Annotated in this window: 13 protein-coding genes; 5 read left to right on the forward strand and 8 right to left on the reverse strand. The window is 70.6% G+C overall.

Annotated elements, in window-relative coordinates; genetic code table 11:
* Positions 1–169: 169 nt before the first annotated feature.
* Entirely contained in the window at positions 170–1,588 is a 1,419-nt protein-coding gene (locus JWP65_RS16945; protein ID WP_299765840.1) for a PLP-dependent aminotransferase family protein, read from the reverse strand.
* Positions 1,589–1,801: 213 nt separating this feature from the next.
* Here JWP65_RS16945 and JWP65_RS16950 point away from each other — a divergent pair, with 213 nt between their 5' ends.
* On the forward strand, positions 1,802–2,413 hold the full coding sequence (locus tag JWP65_RS16950) for a c-type cytochrome (protein WP_299765861.1): 612 nt from the start codon (positions 1,802–1,804) through the stop codon (positions 2,411–2,413).
* The gene (locus tag JWP65_RS16955; RefSeq protein WP_299765842.1) at positions 2,410–3,672 is read left to right on the forward strand and encodes a cytochrome c; all 1,263 of its coding nucleotides are present in this window, start codon (positions 2,410–2,412) and stop codon (positions 3,670–3,672) included. Before JWP65_RS16950 ends, JWP65_RS16955 begins: the two co-directional genes overlap by 4 nt.
* Before the next feature lie 18 nt (positions 3,673–3,690).
* Here JWP65_RS16955 and JWP65_RS16960 read toward each other — a convergent pair whose 3' ends face one another.
* Both JWP65_RS16960 and JWP65_RS16965 read right to left on the reverse strand, forming a co-directional pair.
* Complete coding sequence (locus tag JWP65_RS16960) at positions 3,691–6,294, reverse strand: helicase C-terminal domain-containing protein (RefSeq protein ID WP_299765844.1); 2,604 nt, start codon at positions 6,292–6,294, stop codon at positions 3,691–3,693.
* Positions 6,222–6,437, reverse strand: coding sequence for a MerR family DNA-binding transcriptional regulator (locus JWP65_RS16965; RefSeq protein ID WP_367280525.1), 216 nt, complete (start codon positions 6,435–6,437; stop codon positions 6,222–6,224). The genes JWP65_RS16960 and JWP65_RS16965 overlap by 73 nt, the downstream gene beginning before the upstream one ends.
* Before the next feature lie 574 nt (positions 6,438–7,011).
* Between JWP65_RS16965 and yghU the strand changes: the two genes are divergently transcribed.
* Positions 7,012–7,887, forward strand: a complete 876-nt coding sequence (gene yghU / locus JWP65_RS16970) for a glutathione-dependent disulfide-bond oxidoreductase (RefSeq protein WP_299765848.1) — start codon at positions 7,012–7,014, stop codon at positions 7,885–7,887.
* 21 nt (positions 7,888–7,908) lie between these two features.
* Here the strand turns inward: yghU and JWP65_RS16975 are convergent, their stop codons facing one another.
* Positions 7,909–8,148 (reverse strand): hypothetical protein, encoded by a 240-nt coding sequence (locus JWP65_RS16975; protein ID WP_299765850.1) that lies wholly within the window; start codon positions 8,146–8,148, stop codon positions 7,909–7,911.
* A 105-nt stretch (positions 8,149–8,253) separates the two neighbouring features.
* On the opposite strand from JWP65_RS16975, the gene JWP65_RS16980 reads away from it, so the two are divergent.
* Complete coding sequence (locus tag JWP65_RS16980; protein WP_299765852.1) at positions 8,254–9,114, forward strand: rhodanese domain-containing protein; 861 nt, start codon at positions 8,254–8,256, stop codon at positions 9,112–9,114.
* Positions 9,115–9,116: 2 nt separating this feature from the next.
* The gene (locus JWP65_RS16985) at positions 9,117–10,028 is read left to right on the forward strand and encodes a pseudouridine synthase (RefSeq protein WP_299765854.1); all 912 of its coding nucleotides are present in this window, start codon (positions 9,117–9,119) and stop codon (positions 10,026–10,028) included.
* Positions 10,029–10,435: 407 nt separating this feature from the next.
* Here the strand turns inward: JWP65_RS16985 and JWP65_RS16990 are convergent, their stop codons facing one another.
* The 4 genes from JWP65_RS16990 to fliP form a co-directional block, all read right to left on the reverse strand.
* Entirely contained in the window at positions 10,436–10,759 is a 324-nt protein-coding gene (locus JWP65_RS16990) for a hypothetical protein (RefSeq protein ID WP_299765856.1), read from the reverse strand.
* Positions 10,760–10,868: 109 nt separating this feature from the next.
* The gene (locus JWP65_RS16995; protein ID WP_299765858.1) at positions 10,869–12,038 is read right to left on the reverse strand and encodes a tetratricopeptide repeat protein; all 1,170 of its coding nucleotides are present in this window, start codon (positions 12,036–12,038) and stop codon (positions 10,869–10,871) included.
* 16 nt (positions 12,039–12,054) lie between these two features.
* Complete coding sequence (locus tag JWP65_RS17000; RefSeq protein ID WP_299765859.1) at positions 12,055–12,861, reverse strand: sigma-70 family RNA polymerase sigma factor; 807 nt, start codon at positions 12,859–12,861, stop codon at positions 12,055–12,057.
* Positions 12,861–13,505, reverse strand: coding sequence for a flagellar type III secretion system pore protein FliP (fliP, locus tag JWP65_RS17005; RefSeq protein ID WP_299765863.1), 645 nt, complete (start codon positions 13,503–13,505; stop codon positions 12,861–12,863). Before fliP ends, JWP65_RS17000 begins: the two co-directional genes overlap by 1 nt.
* Positions 13,506–13,554: the final 49 nt, after the last annotated feature.

Here is a 13,554-nt window from a genome sequence, read left to right on the forward strand (position 1 = left end):
GGAAGACTTCCTCGGGAACCCGCTTGTACGCCAGCACCCACTGGTCGTCCCAGTGCTGCTCGCTGGCGCCACGCGCTGTCGTCGTCCGCTTTCCGGATGCGGCCGCTGGTGAAAAGCTTGGTGGGCATGGCCTGACCTCCTGTGGCATTGCGCTGTGCAGGCCACCAGTCTAGCGACGCGCGGCCAGCTCCACCACCAGTTGCCCGAGTGTGCGCACCGCCTCCTGCATCCGTTCGGCGGCGGGGTGCCCGTAGTTGAGGCGGATGTAGTTGTGGAAGTGCGGCGACGTCGAGAACAGGTGGCCAGGCGCGACGCTGATGTTGCGTGCCAATGCCAGCCGCTGCAGTTGCAACGCGTCGACCGCCGCCGGCAGCTCCAGCCAGAGCAAGTAGCCACCTTCGGGCCGCGTGACGCGGGTGCCGGCGGGGAACGACTGCTGCACGAACTGCAGTGCCTGTTGCTGCCGCTGCGCCAGCGCGGCGCGCAGCCCGCGCAGGTGCTTGTCGAAGGCGCCGTGCCGCAGGTAGTCGAGCACCGCCACCTGCGACGGCACCGCGACCGACAGCGTGCTCATGAGCTTGAGCCGTTCCACCGCGCCCGCATAGCGGCCGGCGGCCGTCCAGCCCACGCGGTAGCCCGGCGCCAGGCATTTGGAAAACGAGCTGCAGTGCATCACCAGCCCCTTGCGGTCGAAGGCCTTGGCCGGTGGCGGCCGCCGCGCGCCGAAGTACAGCTCCGCATAAGCGTCGTCCTCGATCAGCGGAACCTCGTGCCGCGCCAGCAGGTCGACCAGCGCCTGCTTCTTGTCCACCGACATCAGCGAGCCCGTGGGGTTCTGGAAGTTGGGCATGAACCAGCAGGCCTTGACCGGATGCCGCGCCAGCGCCTGGCGCAGCGACTCCAGCTGCACCCCTTCGCGCGGATGGGTTTCGATCTCCACGGCCTTGAGTTGCAGCCGCTCCAGCGCCTGCAGGCAGCCGTAGAAGGTGGGCGACTCGATCGCCACCACGTCGCCCGGGCGCGTCGCGACCTGCAGGCACAGATTCAGCGCCTCCATCGCGCCGCTGGTCACGATGATCTCCTCGCTGGCCACCGCCACGCCGTTGGCGACGTAGCGCAGCGCCAGTTGCCGGCGCAAGTCTTCGTTGCCGGCCGCCAGGTCTTCCAGCAAGTCGTCGGGAGCCAGCTGGCGCATGGCAGCCGCGCCGCCGCGCGCCAGCCGCTGCAAGGGAAACAGCCAGGGGCTGGGGAAGGCTGAGCCCATGGGCACCACGTCGCGCTCGCGCAGGGAGCCGAGCACTTCCAGCACCAGGTCCGAGACGGCCACCGAAGTCGACTCGGCCCGCGGTGGCGGCGAATGCGGCTCGGCGGCCGCGTCCCTGGAGCGCCGCACGAAGTAACCGGAACGCGGCCGCGCTTCCACCACGCCCCTGGCTTCCAGCAGGTAGTAGGCCTCGAACACGGTCGACGGGCTGACGCCGCGGCTGGCCACGGTTTCGCGCACCGACGGCAGGCGGTCGCCCGGGCGCAACGTGCCCGCCGCGATGGCCTCCTCGATGTCGCTGGCGAGCTGTTCGTACTTGTTCATGGACTGCCGATTCTGGGCCAGCGGCCATCTGGTATGGCGCTATCCCGCCCGTCTGAGCCTGCACAGGGCGCTGGATTGTTCCGAAAATGCACGGCTTCCATGCGCAAGATGCCCTTCTTCCCCTTCCTTCTTCTCCGCCGGCTGCTGGCCGGCCTTTCGCTCGCCCTGCTGGCCACCGCCGGCACGGCAAAAACTCCCGCCGTCACCGACGACATGGCCCAGCGCATGCAGGCCTGCGTGGTCTGTCACGGCAAGGAAGGGCGGGCCACCAACCAGGGCTATTTCCCGCGTATCGCGGGCAAGCCGGCCGGCTACCTGTACGAGCAGCTGGTCAACTTCCGCGAAGGCCGCCGCAGCAACGCCACCATGGCCTACCTGGTGGACCACATGTCGGACGCGTACCTGCGCGAGATCGCCGACTACTTCGCCGGCCTGGACCTGCCTTACCCGCCGCCGCAGACCACGGGCGCGCCGGCGGCCATGCTGGCGCGCGGCGAGCAGCTGGTGCGCCATGGCGATCCGCAGCGCGACATCCCGGCCTGCGCGCAATGCCACGGCGCCGCGATGACCGGCGTGAACCCGGGCATGCCGGGCCTGCTGGGGCTGCCGCGCGACTACCTGCTGGCGCAGTTCGGCGCCTGGCGCACCGGGCAGCGACGGGCGGTCGCGCCCGACTGCATGGGCGGCATCGCCCGCAGCCTGACCCCGCAGGACGTCACCGCGGCCGCCACCTGGCTGTCGTCGCAGCCCGTGGGCGCCGGGCCGGCGCCGGCCGGCGCGTTGCCGGCGAAGTTGCCGCTGGCGTGCGGGAGCGGTGCGAAATGAAGGCGCAGCGGATTGCAATCGGCGTTGTCGGCGCGCTGCTCGCCGCTGCGGCCTGCATCGCGTGGCTCAACGTGCGCGGCGAAGCGCCGCTGGCGACCAGCGCGGCGACGGTTCCGGCCACGCCGCAGACCATCGAGCGCGGCGCCTACCTGGCCCGGGCCGGCAACTGCGTCACCTGCCACACCGCGCGCGGCGGCGCGCCGTTCGCCGGCGGCAAGGGCATCGCCACGCCGTTCGGCACGATCTTCGCCGGCAACCTCACGCCCGATGCTGGTACCGGCATCGGCGCCTGGTCGTCCGCCGAGTTCTGGCGGGCGCTGCACCACGGCCGCTCGCGCGACGGCCGCCTGCTGTATCCGGCCTTTCCCTACCCGGAGTACACCCGGGTCACGCGCGAAGATTCCGACGCGCTCTACGCCTTCCTGCGCAGCCAGCCGGCGGTGGCGCAAGCCAACCGTCCGCACGACTTGCGCTTTCCGTACGACACGCAGGTGGCGCTGGCGGTGTGGCGTGCGCTGTTCTTCTCGCCCGGCGAGTTCCAGCCGGAGCCGGACAAATCGGCCGAGTGGAACCGCGGCGCCTACCTGGTGCGCGGCGTGGCCCACTGCCAGGCTTGCCACTCTCCACGCAACGCTTTCGGCGCGACCGACGACAAGCTGGAGCTCAGCGGCGGCCTGATCCCGATGCAGAACTGGTACGCGCCGTCGCTGGCGGCGCCGTCCGAGGCCGGCGTGCAGGACTGGTCCGCCCAGGACGTGGTGCAGTTGCTCAAGACGGGCGACTCTCGCCATGGCGCCGCGCTGGGGCCGATGGCCGACGTGGTGGCCGGGAGCACGCAGCACCTGGCCGAGGCCGACCTGCATGCGATGGCAACCTTCCTGCGCGACCTGCCGCGCCACGATCCGCCAGCGCCGGCGCCAGCGCCGGCGCCCACCGAAACGCTGGAACTCGGCGCCCGCCTGTACGGCAACCAGTGCGCCCAGTGCCACGGCGAGCAAGGCCAGGGCAGCGGCGACATCTACCCGCCACTGGCGGGCAACCGGTCGGTGACGATGGGATCGCACGCGAACCTGGTGCGGGTGATCCTGGGCGGCGGCTTTGCGCCGACCACGCCCGGCAATCCGCGCCCCTTCGGCATGCCGCCGTTCGGCCAGTCGCTCAACGACGCCGAGATCGCCGCAGTGGCCAGCTACGTGCGCAGTGCCTGGGGCAACGATGCACCCGCAGTGCAAGCGCTGGACGTGCAGCGGGCGCGCTGAGGCTCAGGCGGTCGCGGCTCAGTTCGTCAGCTGCGTCGCGCCCGAGATCCGCCACCAGGCTGGCAGCAGCTCACGCACCGCCGGCCGGGCGAAGCGGTCGTCGATCAGGTAGACGATGCCTTTGTCCTCCCGCGTGCGGATCACCCGGCCTGCCGCCTGTACCACCTTCTGGATGCCGGGGACCAGGTAGGTGTAGTCGTAGCCGGCGCCGAACACGCCTTGCAGGCAGGCCTTGAGCTGCTCGTTCCTGGGGTTGACCTGGGGCAGGCCCAGGGTGGCGACGAAGGCGCCCACCAGCCGGTCGCCGCGCAGGTCGATGCCCTCGCCGAAGCTGCCGCCCAGCACCGCGAAGCCGATGCCCTGGCCGCCCGGCACGAAGCGGCCCAGGAAGCCTTTGCGAGCGCCTTCGTCCATGCCGCGCGCTTGCGCCCAGACCGGAACGCCGGGATGCCGTCGCTGCAATTGCGAAGCCACCAGGTCCAGGTAGTCGAAGCTGCTGAAGAACGCCAGGTAGTTGCCCGCCTGCGCCTCGAACTGGTCCGCGATCAGGCGGGCGATGGGCGCGGCGGAGCGCGGCCGGTCCGCAAAGCGCGTCGAGATCCGGCTGACCACCTGCACTTGCAGCTGGTCGGGACTGAAGGGTGACTCCACGTCGATCCAGGCGGTGTCGGCCGGCAGCCCCAGCATGTCTGTGTAGTAGCGCGGCGGGCTGAGCGTCGCGGAAAACAGCGTGACCGAGCGGGCGGCCGAAAAGCGCGGCTTCAGGAACGGCGCCGGGATCTGGTTCTGGATGCGGACCGTTGCCGCCGGCTTGCCCAAAGCGCTGTCCTGTTCGATGAACTCCAGCACCGAGTGCGGCCCGAAGGATTCGGCCAGCCGCTGGAACCCCAGGAGGTCGAAGTACGCCTGCTGCAGCGGAGCATCGGCCGCGCCCGCGGCGGCTTCTGCAAAGTGCGTTTCCATGGCGCTGGTCGCCTGCTTGAGCGCAGCGATGAAGGTAGTGGGCAGCGTCTCCAGCGCGCCCTTGCCGTGCGCCTTGCGCAGCGTGCTCCACCCGCGATTGACCTTGTCCAGCGCCGAGCGCACGGGTGCCGGCGCGGCCGTGCGCACCGCCCGCAGCGCGGCCTGGCCGAGCGACGCCGAGTACATGGCACGGGCCCGCTCGACCAGGTTGTGCGCCTCGTCCGCCAGCACGCCGACGCGCCATTCGTGGGCGGCGGTCAGGGCGTGCAGCATGGCGCTGGCGTCGAACCAGTAGTTGTAGTCGCCGACGACGAGGTCGGCCCAGCGAGTCACTTCCTGGCCGAGGTAGTAGGGACAGACCTGGTGCCTCAAGGCCACGCTGCGCAGCGCCGGTCCGTCCATCAGCCCCGACGCCAGCGCGTCCAGCCGCGCGGCCGGCAGGCGGTCGTAGAAGCCTTTGGCCAGCGGGCACGAGTCGCCATGGCAGGCCCGGTCCGGATACTCGCAGGCCTTGTCGCGCGCCGTCAGTTCCACCACCCGCAGCCGCAACGCGGGCGCGTTGCTTCCCATCAGCGCCGCCGCGTCGAGGGCCAGCTGGCGGCCGGTGGATTTCGCCGTCAGGTAGAAGATCTTGTCGAGCCCGTGCGGCTTGGCCGCCTTGAGCATGGCGAACACGGTGGCGGCCGTCTTGCCGATGCCGGTGGGGGCCTGGGCCAGCAGGCAGCGGCCGGAGGCGGCGCCCTTGTAGACCGACGCCGCGAGTTCGCGCTGCCCGGTGCGGAACGCCGGATGGGGAAACACCAGCGCCGCCAACGCGTCGTCCCGGTGCTCGCGGTGCGCCAGCTCGCGCTCGGCCCAGGCCAGGAAGTCGCCACAGCTGGCCTCGAAGAACGCGCGCAGCGCTTGCGCGGAGTGCGTCTGGGTGAAGGTCGTTTCCTGCTGGGTGGCGAGGTCGAAGTACACCAGTGCCAGGTTCAGCTCGGCGAGCTGGCGCGCCTCGCACAGCAGCCAGCCGTACACCTTGGCCTGGGCCCAGTGCAGCTGCCGGTGGTTGGCCGGCTGCCGGGCCAGGTCGCCGCGATGGGTCTTGATCTCCTCCAGCCGGTTCGCCGCCGGGTCGTAGCCGTCGGCGCGGCCGCGCACCGCCAGCTGGCCGAACTCGCCGCGCAGCGTGATCTCGGTTTCGTACAGCGGCCCGCGCCGGCCGGCCACCAGCAGGTGGCCGGCCATGCCTTCCTGCGCGCTGGGCGAAGGTGTGAACCGCAGGTCCAGGTCGCCGCGCTTGGCGGTGAATTCGCACAGGGTGCGAACGGCGACGGAATACTGCATTGGCAAATGGTAGTCGACGCCATCAGGCCCGCCGCGACGGCGGGACCTCGCGCCGCGTCCCGCGCGCGCTGGCGCCGCTGCCGGCTGCCGCAGCAGACGCTGGAAGGTCGGGCATTCCGCGTGGCTGGGCGCCGGACACACGGCAGCTTGGCGCAGGCCCCGGCTCGTGGCCTGCAGCCGCCTGACCGTGGCGTCGATCTCGTCGGCCTTGGCCGAGAGCAGCTGGCGCTCGATGGCCGGCTTGCCGTCGGCCGGGATCATGGCGCCGATCTCCTGCAGCGAAAAGCCGGCCGTCCGGCCCAGCGCGATGAACGCCAGCCGGTCGAGCACGCCCGCATCGAACAGCCGCCGCAGCCCTGGCGGCCGACCGGGGCGACCAGGCCCTTCTCTTCGTAGAACCGCAGCGTCGATGCCGGCAGGCCCGCGGTCCGGGCCACGTGCGCGATATCCATGAAAAATCCCCTTGACTTCATGCCGACTTGAACTTCTATCCTGCTGGCATCGCAACGGACCGTCAACACCCGGGGCCTTCCATGCCGCGCACCCTTGCCTCCTTCGCCGCCCGTGTGCGCGCCATCCTTGCAACAGGACAACAGCCCCACCGGCCGGGAGCAGGTTGCCGCGCTGCTGCGCGATGCCTTGCGTGACCGCGTCTTTGTCGACAGCCTGATCGACGCGGCACGCCGGAGCGCAAGGTGGTCCACGAAGATGCGGACATGGGCTTTTGCATCCTGGCGCACCGCAACGCTGACCCAGGGCCGAGCCGTCGCACGACCACGGGCTGTGAGCCCGCGTCGAGACCGTCATGAGCGACTGGACGCTGGTGGAACCGGCCAGCGTCCACCGCCAGGCCGGGTGAGGAAGCTGCTCGACAACGCCTCACGGCGCGGCCCGGCTGAGCCGCGTGGAAGGCACGAACCTGCAACGGGTGGCACGGCGCAGGTACCAGGCGCTGCCGGGGTGAGCGGCGGGGCGGGCCACGTGGACGCGCGGCCCGCCCCGTCCCTATACTGGTCCGAACCACCTTCTGCTTCGAAAGGTTCCCGCATGAGCGACTCCCCCGCCTACACCCCGCCCCCCGTCTGGACCTGGAACAAGGAAAGCGGCGGCAAGTTCGCCAGCATCAACCGCCCGGTCGCCGGCCCCACGCACGACAAGGACCTGCCGGTCGGCCGGCACCCGCTCCAGCTGTATTCGCTGGGGACGCCGAACGGCGCCAAGGTCACCATCCTGCTGGAGGAACTGCTGGCATTGGGGCACGCCGGCGCCGAGTACGACGCCTGGCTGATCCCGATCAACGAAGGGGCGCAGTTCGGCAGCGGCTTTGTCGCTGTCAATCCCAACTCCAAGATCCCGGCGCTGCTCGATCGCAGCGGCCCGGAGCCGATCCGCGTGTTCGAGTCGGGCGCCATCCTGTTGCACCTGGCCGAGAAGTTCCACGCCTTCCTGCCCGAGGGCGCGGCCGCGCGGGCCGAATGCCTGTCATGGCTGTTCTGGCAGATGGGCAGCGCGCCCTTCCTCGGTGGTGGCTTCGGGCACTTCTATGCCTACGCGCCGCTGAAGATCGAGTACGCGATCGACCGCTACGCGATGGAAGTCAAGCGCCAGCTCGACGTGCTCGACCGGCGGCTGGTGCAGACCCGCTACATGGCAGGGGATGGCTACACCATCGCCGACATGGCGATCTGGCCCTGGTACGGCGCCCTGGCCCAGGGCCAGCTCTATGGCGCCGGCCAGTTTCTGCAGGTGCAGGAGTACGGGCACCTGCAGCGCTGGAGCGACGAGATCGCGCAGCGGCCCGCCACCCGACGCGGCTCCATGGTCAACCGCACCTGGGGCGACCCGGCCGGCCAGCTGCACGAGCGGCACGGGGCCGGCGACTTCGACACCAGGACGCAGGACAAGCTGGACGCCGCCGGCTAGCAGCCCGGGCGGCGCAGCCGTTCAGAGTCCCTGTGCTTCCTTCACCAGGCGCCTGGCTTCGCGCAAGGCGTGTTCCACTTTCTTCTGCTCGGCCTGGGCAAATCGCTTTTCTTCCGCCGATGCGCCCAGCCGGCTCAAGGCAGAGGTGACGAGTTCCTGCCGGTCGGTGGCAGTTTTCAGCTGGGCCAGCGCCGCGTCGAGCTTCGCCTGCGCACCTGCTTGCTTCGTGACGCTTTCCGCGGGGGATTGCTTGGTGGCCATGGGGGGTGCTCCTGTTACGACTGGCCCCGATTAAAGCAGCAAAGGCCAAGGGTTTCGCGGAAGGCGCCGCTCAAGCGTCATCCACGCCATGGGAAAATCGGCTCGATGCCCACGCCGCGCCACCCTGCCCTGGTCCACACCGCCTTCTACAAGTTCACCCAGCTGTCCCAGCCCGAGGAGACGGCTGCCCGCCTGCGTGAACTGGTGGCGGCGGGCGACGGACTGACCGGCAGCATCCTGGTGGCCACGGAAGGCATCAACGGCATGCTGGCCGGCACGCCGCAAACGCTGGACGGCATCGAGCAGGCCTTGCTGCAGGATCCGGCCTTCGACCGCGCCTTCGACGGCATGGCGTTCAAGCGCAGTGCCTGCACCACGGCCCCGTTCGGCAAGATGAAGGTGCACGTCAAGAAGGAGATCGTGCCGCTGGGCATCGAGGGCGTGGACGGCCGCCGCACCGGCATCGACGTCTCGCCGCGCGATTGGCGCGAGCTGATCAAGGACGCCGAGGTGGTGCTGCTGGACAACCGCAACAGCTTCGAATTCCGGCTCGGCCATTTCAACGGCGCCATCGACCCGGGCGTGACCAACTTCCGCGACTTCCCGGCTTACGTGCGGGCCCACGCCGCCGAATGGAAGGCCCAGGGCAAGCGCGTGGCGATGTACTGCACCGGCGGCATCCGTTGCGAAAAGACCAGCGCCTGGATGCGCGAGCTGGAGCTGCCGGTCTACCAGCTCCAAGGCGGCATTCTCAATTATTTCCAGCAAGTGCCGGACGCGCAACGCGACTGGCGCGGCGAATGCTTCGTGTTCGACAACCGCGTGGCCCTGGACACGCAGCTGCAGGAAACCGCCACCACGCTGGACGACGTCTACGGCCAGGAGGCGGACGGCGCCTGGCGGCTGGCCCGGGCCCGGCGGCTGGCCCAGGCCGGCCGGCCGGCCGCCGAAAAGCAGGTGGACTGAGCATGCTGCCGGTGCGCGACGGCGTCGGCCCCAGCCAGGTGGCGCTGCCGGCAGGCCGATGGAGCTGCATGCTCGATTTCCTGGTGGAACGGTTCCCGGCGATCCCCGCGGGCGAGTGGAGCGCGCGCATGGCGCACGGCGACGTGGTCGACGGCACGGGCCGCAGCGTCGCGCCTGGCCAGCCCTACGTGCCGCACGGCAAGCTGTATTACTACCGAAGCGTGCCGCACGAGCCGGTCAATCCAGCGCAGGCCTGCGTGCTGTTCGAGGACGAATTGCTGGTGGTGGCCGACAAGCCGCACTTCCTGCCTGTCACGCCTTCGGGCAACTACCTGCAGGAGACGCTGCTGGTGCGTCTGCGCCGCCAACTCGGCGTCGATGCGCTCACGCCCTTGCACCGGCTCGACCGGGAGACCGCCGGCGTGGTGCTGTTCGCCAAGCAGCCGGCGACCTGCGCGGGCTACCACACGCTTTTTGCCGAGCGCAACGTCGCCAAGAGCTACCAGGCCATCGCGCCCAGCACGGCTGCGCTGCAGTTTCCCCTGACGCGCGCCAGCACCCTGGTGGCCAGCGACCAGTTCATGCAGATGCGGGAGGCCCTGGGCGCCGGTTGCGAGGCCGCGAAGGCGCGCACCGACATCGAGTTGATCGAAACGCGGGGCAGCCACGCCCGCTACCGGCTGCGGCCCGTCACCGGCAAGCGGCACCAGCTGCGGGTGCACATGGCGGCGCTGGGGCTGCCCATCCTGGGCGACCGGATCTACCCGAGCTTGCTGCCGCAAGGCGGGGACGAAATCGACAATCCGCTGCGGCTGCTGGCGGAAAGCATCGCCTTTCGCGACCCGGTGTCAGGGGCGCAGCGCTGCTTTGCCAGCCGCCAGCAACTGCACTTTCCGCCGGTGCTGCCGAATTGATCCGCGGGCGCCGGCGTCAGCGGGCGCAGCGCCCCCGGTAGTTGTCCTCGAACCGGGCCAGCTCCACCCGCTCCGGTGGTCAGGTCCGGGCAGCTGCGCTTGGTGACGAGGATGCGCCTGGATTCCTCCAACCGCTGCTCGCGCAACTTCGCCTGTTCTGCTCGGCGCCTGCGACTGAGGTTCGGCCACCTCTGCTGGCGCTGGGCGCCGGCCTCGCTCGATCGCTGCATGCGCGCCTCTTTCTCGTCCTCCCCGCACCCCGCTCGCGGCGCATGGTGCCGATCGTCTCGCTCTTGAGCTCGCGGGCGCCGCCGGCCAGCATCAGGGCGGCCAGGAAAAGAAGATCAGCGGTTCAGGCTCTTGCGGTGTTACGGGATGCTACAAAATCGCCGCCGTGGCCCAGCCCTTCACCGCCGCATCAACTTGCCCACAACCAGGCCCAGCGCCAAGGCGATCCCCAACGCCGCGAGCGGCTGCTGCCCCACGCGCGAGCGGGCCTGCGTCGCATAGCCGCGCGCCTGGTCGGCGTAGGGCAGGCGCTCGAGCCAGCGCGACTTGCCCGGGGCGGTGGATTCTTCCGGGGCGGCGGGCGCAAGCTGGCGCGCGGTGGCTTCGTGCGGGGGCTGCATGGGGATGTCGGCATCGTCCTGGGCTGCCAGCACCGTCACGTCATCGAACTCGGGCGGATGGTTGTCACCGCTGAGCTTCACGCGGTTCTTGGGATGCGGCATGGGAAAGGCCCTGCTTGTGATTCGGAACGCACCAGTGTGCGGTGCTGCCTGCCGCGCCCGGGTAGGAGCCGACGCATGTTGAGGGCCGGATGCGTCCGGCAGGCAGGCTCTACTTGCCCAGGGGGCCGACGGCCGAGCGGACGCTCTCGCTGAGCCGGCCGCGACCGAATCCAGGCCGGTCCAGCAGCCGGTCGGCCAGCGCCAGCAGGCGCTGCACGTCACGCGTTTCGCCAGCCAGCAGCGCCCGCGCGTAGCGGCCGGTCAGGTTGGCAGGGTCCAGGCGGCGGGCCAGTTCCAGGTACGGCTCGGCCTGGGCCTGGTCGCCGGCCAGCACCAGCGCGAGGCCGACGGCGCCGTGGCTTTCGGCGAAGTTGCGATCCAGCTCCAGCGCCTGGTGGAAAGCGGCGAGCGCGCCGGCACTGTCTTGCTGCAACAGCCGGCACCAGCCCAGGGCGTGCCAGGTGCCCACGTGCCCGGGAAGGCCGCGCAGGGCGCGCTCAAAACGCGCTTGCGCCTGCGGCAGCTGCTGCGCCTGCAAGCTGCACAGCCCCAGCGCGGACCAGGTGCGGCCATCCTCGGGATTGCACTGCAGCGCCCGCTCCAGCAACAAGACCGCGCGCGCCGTGTCGCGGTCGGCCAACGCCACGCCGGCCCGCGCCACCAAGGCCTCGATCTGCGCTGGACGCTCGCCCAGCGCGTACTCGGAGAGCATGCGGGCATCGTCGAAGCGGCTGGTGTCGAGGGCGACCAGGCTTGCCACGCCGCAAGCTGCCGCTTGCAGGCGCCCCTGCGCCAGCTGCTGCCGTGCCCAGTGCCACGCTTCCTCCAGCAATTGCAGGCGGTGGGTAGCGCGCAGCCACAAAACCTGCAGCCCTTCCAGCGTCTGCGGCTCCAGCAGCGTGGCGTCGGTGGCGAGCCAGGGCGCCAGCAACTCGCGGCACGCCTGGGTCGCACCCTGCAGCAGCCGCACGTAGGCCAGGTCGTGGGCGAGCGCCGGGTGCGCGCCCTGCGTCGCCTGCAAGGCCTGCAGCACGCCGGCGGCCTCGTCCAGCCGCCGTTGCGCGATGCACATTCGAGCGCGCCGCAGCGACCAGGCGACCGGCTCCAGGGCGAGCGATGCGGCCGTGTCCATGTGCTCCTGGGCCAGCGCGTGCAGGCCGGCGGCAAGCGCCGCGTCGCAGGCGTCGGCCAGCAGTCCAGGATTGTGCGGATCCTGGCGCAGGTACCCGGCCAGGCGTTCGGCGACGCCGCTTTCGGCGGAGGATGCGGGCTGGTTCATGGCATGGGCTCGCTGGTCAGAACAAGAGGTCCAGGCCCGCATGATCCGCCACCGCGGCACGCAGCCGCGGCAGCGCCTGCCTGTGCAGCTGCGAAATGCGGCCCCTGGTCAGCCGCAGCATCAGCGCCACCTCGTCGAAGGGCATCTCCTGCAGGTAGTGGCAGCGGATCACGACGCGCTCCTGCGCCGGCAGTTGCTCGATCGCCTGCAGCAGCCGCTCGCGCAACTGCCGGATCTCGGCGCTGCGGTAGAACGGAACGGACTCGGCGCGGCCGCCATCATCCACCATGGCCGTGCCCTCGAGCATCCAGGCCAGCGCCAGTCCCACGCCGACTTCCGCCATGTAGTGCGCCAGCTGCCGCGGGTTGCGCGGCACGGCGCCGGCGGGCACGCCGGCACGCTCGGCCGCCAGCGCCTTGCCGGCCTCCAGCTGTTCGGCGCGCGCGCGCTGGCGCGCCGCGATCTGCTGCTGCTTTTCGGTCAGGCGCTCGATGCCGTTGAGGATGGCGCCGTGCATGCGGCGCGCGGCGAAGGTCCTGAACTGCGCGCCGCGGTCCGGGTCGAACCGTTCCATTGCTTCCAGCAGGCCGACGCAGGCGTACTGGTGGTAGTCGCCGAACTCGATCTCATTGTGGAAGCGCCTGCCGTAGTAGGTGGCGGCCAGGATGCGAGCGTACGGCAGGTGCAGGGCCAGCAGTTCCGCCCGGGCCTGCGCATCGCCGTGCTGGCGCAGCAGCCGCCACAGCGCCAGCTCCTGGCCGCCATGCGCCGTCGGCACACCCGCCGGCGGCGCGGTGGTGGCGGACGCGGCGGCGAGCTGCATCAGTGGAACGAGCCCACCAGGGCCTTGAGCACCAGGGTCCAGCCATCCACCAGAATGAAGGTCAGGATCTTGAGCGGGAGCGCCACCGTCGTCGGCGGCATCATCATCATGCCCAGCGCCATCAGCACGCTGGAGACCACAAGGTCGATCAGCAGGAACGGCAGGAACACGACGAAGCCGATCTGGAACGCGGCCCGCAGCTCGGACAGCATGAAGGCCGGCACCAGCTGCACGTTGCTGACGTCGTCCATGCCCCGCGGCGGCTCGGCGCGGGACAGCTCGATCATCAGCGCCAGGTCCTGCTCGCGGGTCTGGCGGATCATGAAGTCGCGCAGCGGGCCGGCGCCCTTGGCATAGGCGGCTTCGACGCCGAGCGCGCCGTTCATGAACGGCTGCAGCGCCTCCTGGTTCAGCGTATGGAGCACGGGCGCCATGGTGAACAGCGTCAGGAACAGCGCCAGCCCGATCAGCACCGGGTTCGGCGGCGTCTCCGGCATGCCAATCGCATGGCGCAGCATGGCCAGCACGATGATGATGCGCAGGAAGGACGTCACGCACACCAGCAGCGCCGGCAGCACCGCCAGCAAGGTCAGGCCCAGGACGATGCGCAGCGCCTGCGCGGTGTCGCCCGACGCCGCGACCACGCCAGCCGCCGCCGCCGGGCCGACCGCAGCCAGCGGCCAACCGGCGGCC

It is taken from the genome of Ramlibacter sp. (genome assembly GCF_028292805.1).
In the GTDB taxonomy this organism is placed as follows: Bacteria; Pseudomonadota; Gammaproteobacteria; order Burkholderiales; family Burkholderiaceae_C; genus Ramlibacter.

What these genes read in the sequence shown, in the direction of transcription:
- JWP65_RS16945 (WP_299765840.1), bottom strand. Translation starts at nt 1,588, where the DNA reads ATGAACAAGTACGAACAGCTCGCCAGCGACATCGAGGAGGCCATCGCG.
- JWP65_RS16950 (WP_299765861.1), top strand. Translation starts at nt 1,802, where the DNA reads ATGGCCCAGCGCATGCAGGCCTGCGTGGTCTGTCACGGCAAGGAAGGG.
- JWP65_RS16955 (WP_299765842.1), top strand. Translation starts at nt 2,410, where the DNA reads ATGAAGGCGCAGCGGATTGCAATCGGCGTTGTCGGCGCGCTGCTCGCC.
- JWP65_RS16965 (WP_367280525.1), bottom strand. Translation starts at nt 6,437, where the DNA reads ATGAAGTCAAGGGGATTTTTCATGGATATCGCGCACGTGGCCCGGACC.
- yghU (WP_299765848.1), top strand. Translation starts at nt 7,012, where the DNA reads ATGAGCGACTCCCCCGCCTACACCCCGCCCCCCGTCTGGACCTGGAAC.
- JWP65_RS16975 (WP_299765850.1), bottom strand. Translation starts at nt 8,148, where the DNA reads ATGGCCACCAAGCAATCCCCCGCGGAAAGCGTCACGAAGCAAGCAGGT.
- JWP65_RS16980 (WP_299765852.1), top strand. Translation starts at nt 8,254, where the DNA reads ATGCCCACGCCGCGCCACCCTGCCCTGGTCCACACCGCCTTCTACAAG.
- JWP65_RS16985 (WP_299765854.1), top strand. Translation starts at nt 9,117, where the DNA reads ATGCTGCCGGTGCGCGACGGCGTCGGCCCCAGCCAGGTGGCGCTGCCG.
- JWP65_RS16990 (WP_299765856.1), bottom strand. Translation starts at nt 10,759, where the DNA reads ATGCCGCATCCCAAGAACCGCGTGAAGCTCAGCGGTGACAACCATCCG.
- JWP65_RS16995 (WP_299765858.1), bottom strand. Translation starts at nt 12,038, where the DNA reads ATGAACCAGCCCGCATCCTCCGCCGAAAGCGGCGTCGCCGAACGCCTG.
- JWP65_RS17000 (WP_299765859.1), bottom strand. Translation starts at nt 12,861, where the DNA reads ATGCAGCTCGCCGCCGCGTCCGCCACCACCGCGCCGCCGGCGGGTGTG.